At 63.2% G+C, this 13,804-nt stretch carries 13 protein-coding genes; 11 read left to right on the plus strand and 2 right to left on the minus strand.

Annotated features, from left to right (window positions below):
* The first annotated feature begins 91 nt into the window (after positions 1-91).
* From DFR52_RS02555 to DFR52_RS25060, 11 genes are all read left to right on the plus strand, one after another.
* Positions 92-1,264: a D-alanyl-D-alanine carboxypeptidase family protein gene (locus DFR52_RS02555; RefSeq protein ID WP_110030336.1), complete on the plus strand. Its 1,173-nt coding sequence runs from the start codon at positions 92-94 to the stop codon at positions 1,262-1,264.
* A 221-nt stretch (positions 1,265-1,485) separates the two neighbouring features.
* On the plus strand, positions 1,486-2,169 hold the full coding sequence (gene tmk / locus DFR52_RS02560; protein WP_110030337.1) for a dTMP kinase: 684 nt from the start codon (positions 1,486-1,488) through the stop codon (positions 2,167-2,169).
* A complete protein-coding gene (locus DFR52_RS02565) occupies positions 2,166-3,185 on the plus strand; it encodes a DNA polymerase III subunit delta' (protein ID WP_110030338.1) in 1,020 nt (339 codons plus the stop codon). Before tmk ends, DFR52_RS02565 begins: the two co-directional genes overlap by 4 nt.
* Positions 3,186-3,280: 95 nt before the next feature.
* Positions 3,281-4,837, plus strand: coding sequence for a methionine--tRNA ligase (gene metG, locus DFR52_RS02570; protein WP_110030339.1), 1,557 nt, complete (start codon positions 3,281-3,283; stop codon positions 4,835-4,837).
* A complete protein-coding gene (locus DFR52_RS02575) occupies positions 4,834-5,640 on the plus strand; it encodes a TatD family hydrolase (RefSeq protein ID WP_110030340.1) in 807 nt (268 codons plus the stop codon). The genes metG and DFR52_RS02575 overlap by 4 nt, the downstream gene beginning before the upstream one ends.
* Entirely contained in the window at positions 5,640-6,461 is an 822-nt protein-coding gene (locus DFR52_RS02580) for an MBL fold metallo-hydrolase (RefSeq protein WP_110030341.1), read from the plus strand. Before DFR52_RS02575 ends, DFR52_RS02580 begins: the two co-directional genes overlap by 1 nt.
* 44 nt (positions 6,462-6,505) lie before the next feature.
* Complete coding sequence (locus DFR52_RS02585) at positions 6,506-6,973, plus strand: YbaK/EbsC family protein (protein ID WP_110030342.1); 468 nt, start codon at positions 6,506-6,508, stop codon at positions 6,971-6,973.
* A gap of 622 nt (positions 6,974-7,595) precedes the next feature.
* Positions 7,596-8,726 (plus strand): patatin-like phospholipase family protein, encoded by a 1,131-nt coding sequence (locus tag DFR52_RS02590; protein ID WP_110030343.1) that lies wholly within the window; start codon positions 7,596-7,598, stop codon positions 8,724-8,726.
* Complete coding sequence (locus DFR52_RS02595; RefSeq protein WP_110030344.1) at positions 8,723-9,772, plus strand: cyclic GMP-AMP synthase DncV-like nucleotidyltransferase; 1,050 nt, start codon at positions 8,723-8,725, stop codon at positions 9,770-9,772. The genes DFR52_RS02590 and DFR52_RS02595 overlap by 4 nt, the downstream gene beginning before the upstream one ends.
* An 8-nt stretch (positions 9,773-9,780) precedes the next feature.
* Complete coding sequence (locus DFR52_RS02600; protein WP_110030345.1) at positions 9,781-11,460, plus strand: ThiF family adenylyltransferase; 1,680 nt, start codon at positions 9,781-9,783, stop codon at positions 11,458-11,460.
* A gap of 68 nt (positions 11,461-11,528) precedes the next feature.
* Positions 11,529-11,975, plus strand: a complete 447-nt coding sequence (locus tag DFR52_RS25060; protein WP_425351143.1) for a Mov34/MPN/PAD-1 family protein — start codon at positions 11,529-11,531, stop codon at positions 11,973-11,975.
* Between the two features lie 425 nt (positions 11,976-12,400).
* Here DFR52_RS25060 and DFR52_RS02610 read toward each other — a convergent pair whose 3' ends face one another.
* Both DFR52_RS02610 and DFR52_RS02615 read right to left on the minus strand, forming a co-directional pair.
* Entirely contained in the window at positions 12,401-13,396 is a 996-nt protein-coding gene (locus DFR52_RS02610) for an energy transducer TonB family protein (protein ID WP_110030347.1), read from the minus strand.
* The gene (locus tag DFR52_RS02615) at positions 13,393-13,797 is read right to left on the minus strand and encodes an ExbD/TolR family protein (protein WP_110030348.1); all 405 of its coding nucleotides are present in this window, start codon (positions 13,795-13,797) and stop codon (positions 13,393-13,395) included. Before DFR52_RS02615 ends, DFR52_RS02610 begins: the two co-directional genes overlap by 4 nt.
* Positions 13,798-13,804 lie beyond the last annotated feature (7 nt).

Below are 13,804 nucleotides of genomic sequence, written 5' to 3' on the forward strand. Positions count from 1 at the left end.
CCGCGGCGCGCGGAATGCTTTGCATTCCGGTGCGGTTGCTCTAGGGTCCGCGCATGAACTCCCTCGTCATGCACCAGATTTGGAGGCCCCGATGCCGCGGCGCCTGTCCCGTTTCCTGATCGCCCTTCTGGCGGCCGTGCTCGTCGCGGCGCCGGCCGCAAGGGCGCAGCTGTTCGAGACCAAGGCCACCGAGGCCTATCTGATCGAGGCCGACACCGGCACGGTGCTGTTTGCCAAGAACGAAAACCGCCCGGTGCCGCCGGCCTCGCTGGCCAAGCTCATGACCATGGAGGTGGTGTTCAACGCCATCAAGAGCGGCCGGCTGACGCTCGATGACCAGTTTGTGGTCTCCGAAAACGCCTGGCGCACCGGCGGCGCGCCCTCGCGCACCTCGACGATGTTCGCCGAGCTCAAGTCGTCGATCCGGCTCGAGGACCTCATCCGCGGCGTCGTCGTGCAGCAGGCCAATGACGGCTGCATCATCATCGCCGAGGGCATGGCCGGCTCGGAGGAGAACTTTGCCCGCGAGATGACCGAGCGGGCCAAGCTGCTGGGACTGTCCGGCTCGGTGTTCGCCAACGCCACCGGCCTGCCCGAGTCGGTGTCGCCCGAGCCGGTGTCGAAGGTGACGATGCGCGACCTGGTGACGCTCGCCCGCCACATGCAGGCGACCTATCCCGACTTCTACCGCTACTACGCCGAGGCGGAATTCTCCTGGAACAAGATCCTGCAACGCAACCGCAATCCGCTGCTTGCGATGGACATCGGCGCCGAGGGCCTGGCCACCGGCTATGCCGAGGAGTCGGGCTATGCCATCGTCGCCTCGGTTAACCGCGAGGGCCGCCGGCTGTTCCTGGCCATGAGCGGGCTCGACAGCGAGCGGGCGAGGGCGGAGGAGGCGCGCAGGATTCTCGACTGGGGCCTCCGCGCCTTCGAGAAGAAGCCGCTCTATGCCGATGGCGAGATCGTCGGCCAAGCCAGCGTCTATGGCGGCGACCCCTCCTCGGTGCCGCTGAAGGCGGCGGGACCTGTCGAGATCTTCCTGCCGATCACCAGCCCGGAGAAACTCACGGCGCGAATCACCTACCGGTGGCCGCTCAAGCCGCCCGTCGCCGAGGGCGACCAGCTCGGCACGCTGAAGATCTGGATCGGCGACAATCTCAGCCGCGAGGAGCCGCTCTATGCCGCCGCCGCCGCGACCCGGGGGCCGCTGCACCGCCGGGCGCTGGACGCGCTGGTGGAATTGGTCCAGTTCTGGCACTGAGCGGTTCCACTGCATGTCGCCCGAAACTGCGCAGCGGTTTCGGAACCACGACATGCATAATTATGGAAAACTAAAGCACATCGCGTGCGATGTGCTTTAGGACCTGAATCTTCGCTCCACGCGTTCACCTCACCGCCGAAATGCTCTAAGGCATCTGAGGGGATGGGCGCCGTGCGGACGCGGGCGCCGCCGGCGGCCAGGCATCAACCGGAAGGACGGACGTGAGCGAGACCAGGGGCAGGTTCATTACATTCGAGGGCGGCGAGGGGGTGGGCAAGTCGACCCAGATCCGCCGGCTCGCCGATATCCTGCGCCGCCGCGGCCTCGATGTGCTGGTGACCCGCGAGCCCGGCGGCTCGCCGGGCGCCGAGGCGGTGCGCCACGTGCTGTTGTCCGGCCATGCCGAGGATTACGGCGTGCGCATGGAGGCGCTGCTGTTTGCCGCCGCGCGCAGCGACCATGTCGAGCAGGTCATCCGCCCGGCGATCGACGACAACACCATCGTGCTCTGCGACCGCTTCATGGATTCCTCGCGCATCTACCAGGGCGTGACCGGCAATCTGGAGCCGGATTTCGTCCGCAATCTCGAGCGCGTCGCCGTCAACGGCCTGGTCCCGGACCTGACGCTGATCATCGACCTGCCGGCCGAGATAGGCCTGCGCCGGGCGCGAAGCCGGGGCGGCGCCACAGCGGGCGCGCCCGACCGTTTCGAGCGCGAGGAGGTCGCCACCCACGAGAAGCGCCGCGAGGGCTTTCGCGATCTCGCCCAGAGCGAGCCGCGGCGCTGCCGGCTGATCGACGGCCAGCAGAGCGAGGACGCGGTGGCGCTGGCCATCCTGACGGCGGTCGAGCCGATCCTGCCCGCCGCCGCGGGGGGCCGGAGCGGCGGCCAGGGCGCGTCCTGATGAGCGACAGTCCCGGCCTTCTCGACGGCGCCGTCGCGCCCGCCGAAAACACCCGGCTGTTCGGCCACGGGGCGGCCGAGCAGTTCCTCGCCGACGCCTACCGCTCCGGCCGCATGCACCATGCCCTGCTGATCGAGGGACCCGAGGGCATCGGCAAGGCGACGCTGGCCTTCCGCTTCGCCAATCATGTGCTCAGCCACCCCGACCCGGCCTCGGCGCCGGCGCGGATGGCCGACCCCGATCCGCAATCCCCGGCCTTCCGCCAGATCATGTCCGGCGCCTCCCACAATCTCATGCACATCGACCGCCCGGTGGACGCCAAGACCGGCAAGGCCAAGTCGGTCATCACTGTCGACGAGGTGCGCAAGGCCGCGCGCTTCTTCGGCCAGACCTCGGGCACCGGCAACTGGCGCATCGCCATCATCGATCCCGCCGACGACCTCAACCGCAACGCCGCCAACGCCATCCTGAAGATCCTCGAGGAGCCGCCGAAGCGGGCGCTGTTCTTCGTGCTGTCGCACGCGCCCGGCAAGCTGTTGCCCACCATCCGCTCGCGCTGCCTGCCGCTCAGGCTCAAGCCGCTGTCGGAGGCCGATCTCGGCCGGGCGCTCGGCCATCTCGGGGTGCCGGGCGCCGACCCGGCGGCGCTGTCGCGCCTGAGCGAGGGCAGCGTGGCGCGCGCCCTGATGCTGATCAATTACGGCGGCGCCGACATCGCCAATGCCTTCGACGCCATCTTCGACAGCGGCCGCGCCGACGACCGCGCCGCCGTCTACGCCATTGCCGACACGCTGTCGGCGCGCGACCGCGACGTCGCCTACCAGTTCTTCACCGGCCACGTCATCGACCGGGTGCGGGGAGCGGCGGGCGCGGCGGCCTCGGCCGGCGATCTCGGCGCCGCCGCGCACTGGGCGGAGCTGGCCGGCGAGATCGTCGCGCATTTCGACACCGCCGAAGCCTACAATCTCGACCGCAAGCAGACGGTGCTGAGCCTGTTCACGATGCTGTTCGGCTGACATAGGCATGGCATCGGCGAACATAATCGCTTATGACGACGGCCTGAGGCCGGTGCAGCGATGGCACCCGCATAGCATTGTTCCTGAAGGCCCCCATGACTCGCGAGCGCTACTACATCACCACGCCGATCTTCTATCCCAACGGCAATCCCCATATCGGCCACGCCTACACGGCGATCGCCACCGACGTGCTGGCGCGGTTCCAGCGGCTTGACGGCAAGGATGTCTTCTTCCTGTCGGGCACCGACGAGCACGGCCAGAAGATGCAGCGCACCGCCGAGGCCGAAGGCATTGCGCCCATCGAGCTCGCCGACAAGAATTCGGCCGTCTTTCGCGACATGCTGGCGCGGCTCAACTGCTCCAACGACGATTTCATCCGCACCACCGAGGAGCGCCACAAGGTCTCGGTGCAGGAGCTCTGGCGGCGGATGCAGGCCAATGGCGACATCTATCTGAGCAAGTATGGCGGCTGGTACTCGGTGCGCCAGGAGGCCTATTTCGACGAGGGCGAAACGAAGCTCGGCGAGGACGGCGTGCGCCGCGAGCCGCTCGGCTCGCCGGTCGAATGGGTGGAGGAGGAAAGCTACTATTTCCGCCTGTCGGCCTATGGCGACAGGCTGCTGGCGCTCTACGAGGGCAACCCCGATTTCGTAATGCCGGCCGAGCGCCGCAACGAGGTGGCGAGCTTCGTCAAGTCCGGGCTCAGGGACCTGTCGATCTCGCGCACCACCTTCGACTGGGGCATTCCGGTGCCTGGCGACGACAAGCATGTGATGTATGTCTGGGTCGACGCGCTGACCAACTACATCACCGCCGCGGGCTTCCCTGACGAGAGCACCGAAAAGTGGAGCTACTGGCCGGCGCTGCACATCATCGGCAAGGACATCGTCCGCTTCCACGCCGTCTACTGGCCGGCCTTCCTGATGTCGGCGGGGCTCGAGCTGCCGGCCCGCGTCTATGCGCACGGCTTTCTCAACAACAAGGGCGAGAAGATGTCGAAGTCGGTCGGCAACGTCATCGACCCCTTCGCGATGATCGACCGCTACGGACTCGACCAGGTGCGCTATTTCTTCATGCGCGAGGTGCCCTTCGGCCAGGACGGCAGCTACAGCCACGACGCCATCGTCACCCGCACCAATGCGGATCTCGCCAACGATCTCGGCAATCTGGCGCAGCGTTCGCTGTCGATGATCAACAAGAACTGCGAGGGCCGCGTCCCCGAACCCGGCGCGCTTGGCGATGCAGACAAGGCCATCCTGGCCATGGCCGATGCACTGCTCGCGCCGACGCGCGAGGCGATGGACCGTCAGGCGCTGCACCAGGCTCTGGCGCTGGTCTTCGACGTGGTGGCGGAAACCAACCGCTATTTCGCCGGCCAGGAGCCCTGGGCCTTGAAGAAGACCGATCCTGCGCGGATGCAGACGGTGCTCTACGTCACCGCCGAGGTCATCCGCCAGGTGGCGATCCTGTGCCAGCCGATCATGCCGGATTCCGCGGCGAAATTCCTTGATGCTCTGGCGCTGCCTGCCGAGGCGCGCGATTTTGCCCGGCTCGGCGCGGGCCACCGGCTGGTGGCGGGCACCGAGCTGCCGAAACCCGAACCGGTCTTCCCCCGTTATGTGGAGGCGGACAAGGAGGCTCCGGGCGCATGACCGATCTCGCCCGCACCCATCCGGTGATCGACACCCATTGCCATCTCGACTTCGACGATTTCGCGCCGGAGCGCGACTTGATCGTCGAGCGGGCGCGCGCCGCCGGCGTCGTCCGCATGATCACGATCTGCACCCGCGTGCGCCGCTTCGACCGCATCCGTGCCGTGGCCGAGGCCCACGCGGACGTGTTCTGCTCGGTCGGCACCCATCCCGGCAATGCGGGCGAGGAGCCCGACATCACCGCGGCGGAAATCGTCGAGCTGGCGCGGCACCCCAAATGCGTCGCCATCGGCGAGGCGGGGCTCGACTTCCACTATCCGGACAATGCGCCGCGCGACGTACAGCTCGCGGTGTTCCGCGCCAACATCGAGGCGAGCCGCATCACGCAGCTGCCGCTGGTCATCCACTCGCGCGATGCCGACGCCGACATGATCGCGATCCTGGAAGAGGAAACGGGGAAGGGGGCCTTCCCCTTCATCCTGCACTGCTTTTCCGCCGGTCCGGAGCTGGCGGCAATCGGCGTGAAGCTCGGCGGCCATGTCTCGTTCTCGGGGATTCTCACCTTCAAGAACTCGCTCGAACTGCGCGAGATCGCCGCCTCGGTTCCCCGTGACCGGCTGCTGGTGGAAACCGACGCGCCGTATCTGGCGCCGATGCCCTATCGCGGCAAGCGCAACGAGCCGTCCTATGTGGTCAACACGGCGCGCGTGCTGGGCGAGACGATTGGCGTCGGCGAGACGGAGATCCGCGACATCACCACCGCCAATGCCTACCGGCTGTTTTCGAAGATGACCCGACCCTGATGCCGCGCGTCCGCCGCCAGTTCACCGTTTTGGGCTGTGCCTCCTCGCCGGGCGTGCCGCGGATCAACGGCGACTGGGGCGCCTGCGACCCGACGAATCCGAGGAACCGCCGCTCGCGCGCCGCCTTCATGCTGCGCCAGACCGGCGCCGACGGCGGCGTCACCACGGTGGTCATCGACACCGGTCCGGATTTCCGCGAGCAGATGATCGCCAACCGGGTGACCTCGATTGACGCGGTGCTCTACACCCATTCCCATGCCGACCATGTCCATGGCATCGACGATCTGCGCGGCTTCGCGCTGAGCCAGCGCCGGCAGATGCCGATCCATGCCGATCCCGAGACCATGTCCCGCATCCGTGCCGGCTTCGGCTATGTCATGACCACGCCGGAGGGCAGCGACTATCCGCCGATCGTCGCGCCGCAGCTCATCGAGTCGCTTGACAAGCCGATCCTCATAGACGGAGCAGGGGGCCCGGTCTCGATTCAGCCGCTCGACCAGATCCATGGCGGCATCCGCTCGCTCGGCTACCGCATCGGCGATGTCGCCTATTGCTGCGACGTCAGCGATTTTCCCGGCGCCACCATCGACCGGCTGTCGGGCCTCGATCTGCTGATTATCGACTGCCTGCAATACAAGCACCATCCGAGCCATCTGTCGCTCGACCAGGCGCTGGGATGGATCGGGACACTGGCTCCCAGGCGCGCGGTGCTCACCCACATGCACGTGCCGCTCGATTACCGGACGGTGCTGGACGAGACGCCGGCGCATGTCGAGCCGGGCTACGACGGAATGACGATCGAATTCGAGGTCGAGCTGTGAGCCGCAGCGAAGTTCAGGCGGCCGATATACCGGCTGGATCCAGCATGGCGCGCGTGGCGGACGCGGCGCGAACGCTCGGCCTCGATATCTCGATCTGGCGCATGGCGGACTCGACCCGCACCGCCGAGGAAGCCGCCAGCGCCTGCGGCTGTGCCACGGGCCAGATCGTCAAGTCGCTGATCTTTGAAAATGCCGACACCCGCAGCCTGGCACTGCTGCTGGTGGCCGGAAACCAAAACGCTGATATGGATTATCTGTCCGCGCGTTATGGGCTCAACTTCGCGCGATGCGATGCCCGGCGGGTGCGCGACGAGACCGGCTTTGCCATCGGCGGCGTGGCGCCGTTCGGCCATCGGGCGCCGCTCGGCGTCCACATCGACCGGACGCTGCTCGACCATGCCATCGTCTGGGCCGCCGCCGGACGGCCCGACAGCGTGTTCAGCGTCGAGCCCAAGGCTCTGGCGCGGGCCATTGGCGCCGTCGTCATCGACATGCGCGATCCGGTCGGCTGACGCGTCGGAGAAGCCTGCGAGCGGGCCGACCGGCACCGCCGCAGCCGACCGCGCAGCCATATCAGGCACATGCATCAGTTCCATAATCTATCTTATGCGATCTTCGGATTGACCTGTGCGGATGCGTGCTTTCAGTTCGGCAGGCTGAGCGTAGCTAGAGAACTTAGATTCAATTCCCCCTACTCGAGCGCCTGGCCACGAGCGAAAAGCAGTAGGCCAATTCACTTACATGTTCGTAGTCCTAGAACTGATAGAGAGTTTGCGTACCTACGCTGTTGGTCCTGTGGTCGATGAGACCCCCTCACGGCTGCCCTCAAGATCAAAATACAAAACCAAGAGACAGCGGGCGAGCGCAGAGCGCGCCAGCGTCGGTGCATTTAACGATATTTTTTGGCTCAGAACGAATAAAGAACGCACGCAGCGGTGTCAATCAATCGTGTAGCGCGAAGAGCTATTTCGGGTGATAACTGAAAGTGACACTGGCGACCATTTCTATTTTCAGCCAGAATGAAACTTACTGCATTTTAGAGGCTCTATTATCTGGTCTATCAACCGAATTTGAATTTGGGCGGCTATCCCACACGGCGGGACGAACAGGGTCTAATCCTAGAAGGAAAAGTGAATGACTGACACGACGCCCGTCCCCGACCGTCCCTATCGGGTGCTTTGCATTGATGGTGGCGGGATGCGGGGTATTTATACTGCTGCACTTTTGGACAAGCTCACAAACTACTACGCTCGCCTAAGAAATGTGGAGGCACTTGATGTCGGTAAAGGATTTGACCTTATTGCAGGTACCAGTACTGGGGCTATCCTCGGATGTGCCGCTGCAATCGGACGTCCGATGTCCTCCGTTGTCGCCCTGTACGAGGAGCACGGCGCTGCGATCTTTCCCCACCGAATCAAAGATGGCATTCTGAGCCCGTTGTGGAGAGCAGTGGTGAAGGGCGGACGTATCGTTCGCGCTGGCGATTTCGCGCTGCAGGCGGCGCTGCGTCGCGAGCTACAAAACGTCACCATGAAGCAGGTTCTTGACCTCCGCGGTATCAGTCTTTCGGTTCCTGCAGTATCGATGGAGAAACATCGCTCTTGGGTTTTTAAAAAGACGCCGAGGAGCGGTGTCCGCGATGATAATTATCAGCTTGCTGATGTGTGTCTCGCATCAAGTGCAGCACCGATTTATCGTTCGCTGGCAGCGGTGCGCGATCCCGATAACGGCTCTGATAACTTTCGAGTGTTTGCCGACGGAGGTCTGTGGGCGAATAACCCGGTTCTTGTCGCGATGATCGACGCTCTCTCTTGCGCCGAGCCAGACCAACCAATCGAGATCTTCTCCATTGGGAACGTTTCGCGGCCGGCGGGATCACAGATTCAACCCAAAGAAGTCCATCGTGGAATGCTCTCTTGGAAGCTCGGGGCTGAAATTGGGCCATTGGCGATCGACGTGCAGGAGTTCGCATACGACCAAATGGCACGGTTCTTTGCCGGGCACATCTCGAAGCTCGGTCGCTCAGTTACCCATATACGCCTTCCACAGCAGGAAGCCTCGAGCACCATGCTCCGATATCTGAGCTTGGACGAGACCCGCCCCGAGGCACTGAAGGCTTTGATCGCCCACGGATACGATGATGCCGACATGGTGAAGAGCCTTTGTGATCGGCCAGGTCATCCTGAGGGCCGAATGATTCACCGTCTGTTCAATGAGGTGCCGCCGATGCCGAAAGCGGGTATCCCGATGGAGGTATTTCAATGAAGAACTGCGACGCTCAAGTCCTGAAATATCAGCGGGATATGGTGAAACTGTCCGATGATGAGCGCATGGACATCAAGGATAAGGCAGACACCAACCGCGAACGTCTCAAGGGAGGTCTTGCTGCGGACAACAAGCCTGCACCCATTGGCCTGCACACCCAGGGATCGTACTCCATGAAGACCATGATCCAAGAGGAGGACGGGGACTATGACATAGATGACGGCGTCTATTTTAAGAAGGAGGATCTCGTCGGACCCAACGGGGGCGAAATGTCAGCATTGGCAGTACGAAAGATGATTTGCGATGCACTCCAGGACAAGCGCTTCAAGACCGCGCCAGAAGTCCGGAAAAACTGCGTCCGCGTTTACTACGATCAGGGATTCCATGTCGACGTGCCCTCCTACCGCAAGATAGAGATCAAGGATCCGATATCGGGAGAAATGAAGCCAGCGTGGGAGCTTGCAGGATCGGATTGGAAACGGTCCGATGCGCGATCCGTAACAAAATGGTTCAAGACCGCCAACAGCACTCGATGCTCGGATGCAAGTGCGGGGGGGGACCGCGGCCAGTTCGTCCGCATGACTCGGCTGATGAAGAAATTCGCAAAGAGCCGGATATCTTGGAAATCCAAGACAACTTCCGGATTTGCAATCTCGCGGCTCGTAGAGGAAAGCTATCTTGAAATAAAGGGCCGGAATGACGAGGCCTTTCGGGAGCTCATGCGGCAAATCTGTGATCGCTTGGAATACAATGACGAAATCGGGCACCCCACACTAACGGGCGAGAATATTGTCAGTTCCGGCAACCCCAAGGTTGCTTTCTTTAAGGATTGCCTTGAGGAGAATCTCGTTCATCTTGAGGTACTTGACCATCCCGATTGCACGCACGAGCAGGCGATGAAGGCATGGGATAAGGTATTCAACTCGGACTGGTTCCGCAGCCAGCCAGATCCCGACGCGGAAAAGAAGATTGACGCCCGAACTACCGCGCCTGTCATCAAAGGTGGTGAAACCCGCTATGCGACCGACGACGGACGCTTCGCATAGCTTTATTGATGACATATTCTGCAGAAGAAATCGACGCATGGTTTGAATCCTTAGAAGAGGCTTTTCAGGGAAAGCTCCCTGACGACCATCCGGCCAATAGATTCTATGGCGGAATGGCGTGGCGGGTCCGGACGATGGGGAAGGATATCCTCATTCTAATCGACAGCAACTTCCCCTACTCCAAGCCTCAAGCATTTATCGAGCAATACGATGTGTCGCACCCGCAGCCGCATATCGAGCCGTTGCCCAGGTTTGGCGATATGGCGCGGATATGTTTGCTGCCCCCAACCATTCCCAGCCATCCTCTTCAAGCCATACAGTCGGCCTTGCGCGATGCTCGAGACCTTCTGAAGGCTAACGAGCGCGGAGATGAGGATTATGACTTCGAGGCCGATTTCGGTGCATACTGGAGGCACTACCTGCCTGCAGGATTTCGAGAAGCGAAACTTCATGGTTTTTCCGTCGCTCCCGCCGGGTCCGGGGTCTTCTTTTATCGTGGCGGATCCTATTTCTGCTTCCCGAACAAATTTTCCATCCGTCGCTGGCATGGGCATCTGACCGGCGAATACATGCGAGATCTGCTGCACTTCCCTATCGTTGAACTCACGAAGCTACCGAGGCCAGACAGGTACCCTCGTGACCTCGCCTCGCTGCTCATGATGCTCAAGCGGAATACCTTGAATGGAGTGGCAATCGTGGGGGAGAAACTCCGCGCGTGCCCGTCGAGGTTGCCTGTCCTCTTTTCGGGAACGAAGCCGGACGGTGCCGCTGTAAAGGTCGCCGTGGAACTGGTTATCCGCCGCGATAATAGTGGGCGACCGCTTTCTAAAGCCCATGTCCAATCAAAACTCGCGAACGACGACGTTATCGCGCTCTACGACATCGCTCCGTTGAACACCCAACACCTCGACGCGGCCCTCACCCGCCTCCCTGGTGCTGCACCTGGACCGATGCATAAAAAGGTAGCGATCATCGGATGCGGAGCGCTTGGGTCTGGCATCGCGGTAATGCTCGCGAAGGCGGGCGTGTCCCGCTTCATCTTGGTCGATCAAGATCTTCTAGGCTGGGAGAATATCCGAAGACACGAACTCGGCGCCGAATGGGTCGGTGTATCCAAGACCGCAGCGATCAAGGCCAGAATCGAGAAGTCGCTTCCTGATATCGAGCAGGTGGGCGCGTATGCCTGTGGTATACAAGGCCTTCTAGCCTCAAGTCCGAAGCTCCTCGATGATGTCGATCTTGTCATATCCGCGACCGGAGACTGGGCTGCCGATGTGTTCATTAGTGACAGCGTCACGCTCCCGACCCTCTACTCTTGGGTCGAAGCTTATGCCCTTGCCGGCCATTCTGTAGCCATCTCGGGCAAAGAGGGCCGTTTCACCGACGGATTTGATGAGGTCGGCAACTTCAAGGGTCGGGCTTCCGTGGCAGGATTGAAAATGCCGCTTGAATGCGGCAACGCAACTTCTCCATTCGGCGCAATTGAACTAGCTCAGTCGCAGGCTGTGGCCAGTAGGCTCGCGCTTGAAGTCCTTGCCGGTCGACACGACGGGGATGTCTGGAGAACGTGGACGGCAGAAGAAATCGTCGTGCAACAGGCCGAAGGTCGATGGACTAACTACTGGCTGGAGACGCGCGGCAAACCACCAGTGCTTGGTGGCGTTACCGAATGGAAGTGGGCATTCTGATGACAGGGTGTGTGTACAAATTCGAAGGTCTGGAGGTCGAAATTGCCTCAGAGGCATTAATTACGATGATGGCAAATCGTCAAAAGGGAATTTTTTCCCGGGAAACGGGTGGCCAGATGTTTGCACGACTGGCATCCGGAAAATGGACCATCGAAGTGGCAACGGGTGCGCGCCCGGGAGATAGGCGAGGTCGGCTTCATTTTTGGCCGGACAGAAAGGCCGAGCAGGACGAAATCAACGAGTTCTATAGGAAAGGCCTCGATTTCGTTGGTGATTGGCACACTCATCCTGAGGATATACCTCGCCCCTCGCCGCAAGATTCAAGAAGTATCGAGAACATGGTTCGCCAATCCGTCCACGAACTCCCTGGCATGCTGATGTGCATAGTGGGTAGGGCCGAACCTCCCCACGGCCTCTGGCTGTCATTCCACCTACGAGATGGTCGAGTAGCTGCTGTCGGACGGCCTGTTGTGACAGAGGAAAAGAGATCCTATCGTCGGCGGAGGTTTATCTAAAATTTAGCTGGACGGGGCGAATACCGCGTCGCGATTTCCAGCTAATGTGCGAATTCGCAGCTCGGACGGCATGAAACACGTGTGGCGCAAATTGGTCTCTCTCCGCAAGTCCTCAGCCTCACATTTTATCAAGCCGGATTCTCAGCCGGTGATGGTGGCCAATATCAGTGCCCCTAGCCTGCCCGCTCGGGCACGGGTCCTGTGTGCCGACGCTGCGCCTGTGCGGTAAGCGCATCGTTGCCTGGGCAGAGGATGCGCCCGGACATGCAGTGCGACCCTGAACTCCACTTCAGCGCGCAGATACCCGAGGCGCTCAATGCGATCCTGCGCGATCTCATCGACGACTGCCGCCGGGCATGACCCTGGAGGACGCCCTGCCCGGCGGCAGCCGTCGAACTCGGACCGCGTCGCGCGCGCGGCGGCCGTCAGCGGTTGAAGGCCACCGGCACGCTGAACGGCCAGGAGGATCGGCCGGCTCCGCCGGGTATCGGCGGAAACGGCGCGGCGCGGCGCACGGTCTCGATCGCCGCGGTGTCGAGCAGCGACGATCCGGACGAGCGCACCAGGCGCACGCCGCTCACCGAGCCGCTGGAGGCCACCACGAAGCCGACGACGGCTTCGCCGCGGATGCGCTGCGAGCGGGCTTCCGCCGGATAGCGCAGCGCGCGCCGGAGTTTTGACGCAACCTTGCCGGGATAGTTCGACACCGCTGCGTTGCCGGCACGTGCACTGTTGCCGCTGGCGGCGCGGGCGCCGCCCCTGGTCGCATTGGCGTTGGACTGGCCACCGTTGCCGGCCTGGGCTTTCGGCTTGGCGGGTGGCTTGGGCCTTGCCTTCGCGGGCTTTGCCTTGACCGGCCGCGGCTTCTCGGCGGCGCTGGCTGTCTTCGGCTCGGGCTCCGGCACCGGGCGTGCCACCGGCAGCGGGATTTCCATCTCGGCGACGGGATCGGGCTCGGCCTCCACGACCGTGGCGGCCGGCGCCGCGATGGCGACATCGGCGGCGATCGCGGCCACTTCGGCCACCGGCTCGGCCTCCACGGCGACCTCAGGCTGCACCGGCGTTGCCGTCTCGACGGCCTGCGTCTCGGGTGGCGCCGGCGCGGCCTCTATGACCGCGCTCGCCGCGGCCACGTCCACCGGCTCTGCGGCCTCGACCGCCTCTGCAGTCACCGGCTCGGCCGGCTCGTCGACGGCGACGGCCTCCTCGGCGGAAGGCTCCGTCACCGCCTCGAGCGTCTCGACGGCCTCGCCGGAGGCCATCATGTCGGAGAACGAATTGCCGGCCAGAGACAGCACCACCGGACTGCCGCCGGCGATCTCGACCGCAGGCTCCACCGGCTCGAACAGGCCGGCGACCGCCACATGGGCGATGGCCGACAGTGCCAGGGCCGCGGTCCATTGCTTGTAGCCGAGCTTCATGCCCCTGCTCTCCTTGTGATCACCAGCACCTTGCCCGCGCCAAGGCTGCGGAATTCCTCTAGAATTTCCAGGAGCCGGCGGGCCGGAAGATCCTTGTCGGCCACCAGCTTGATGTCCGGCGCCCCGCCGTCGCCACCGCTTTCGGCGCTGCGGGTCTCAAGAAAGGCGGCGGCGGTGACCGGCTCGCCGCGGTAATAGAGTTGCCCGTCACGCCGTGCCGAGACGGCGTCGGGCGGACCGCTGGCGTCGGCCTGGCTGGTCTCGACCATGCTGACATCGCCGTCGAGCGGCGGCGTCAGCGAACCGGCGATGAGGAAGAAGATCAGCAGCAGGAACACCACGTTGATCAGCGCGATGGTGCCTTCGGGGCGGCGTCTGGGAACCGGGCGGGCGATTTTCATGATCGGT

Source organism: Hoeflea marina (assembly GCF_003182275.1).
GTDB classification, from domain to species: Bacteria; Pseudomonadota; Alphaproteobacteria; order Rhizobiales; family Rhizobiaceae; genus Hoeflea; species Hoeflea marina.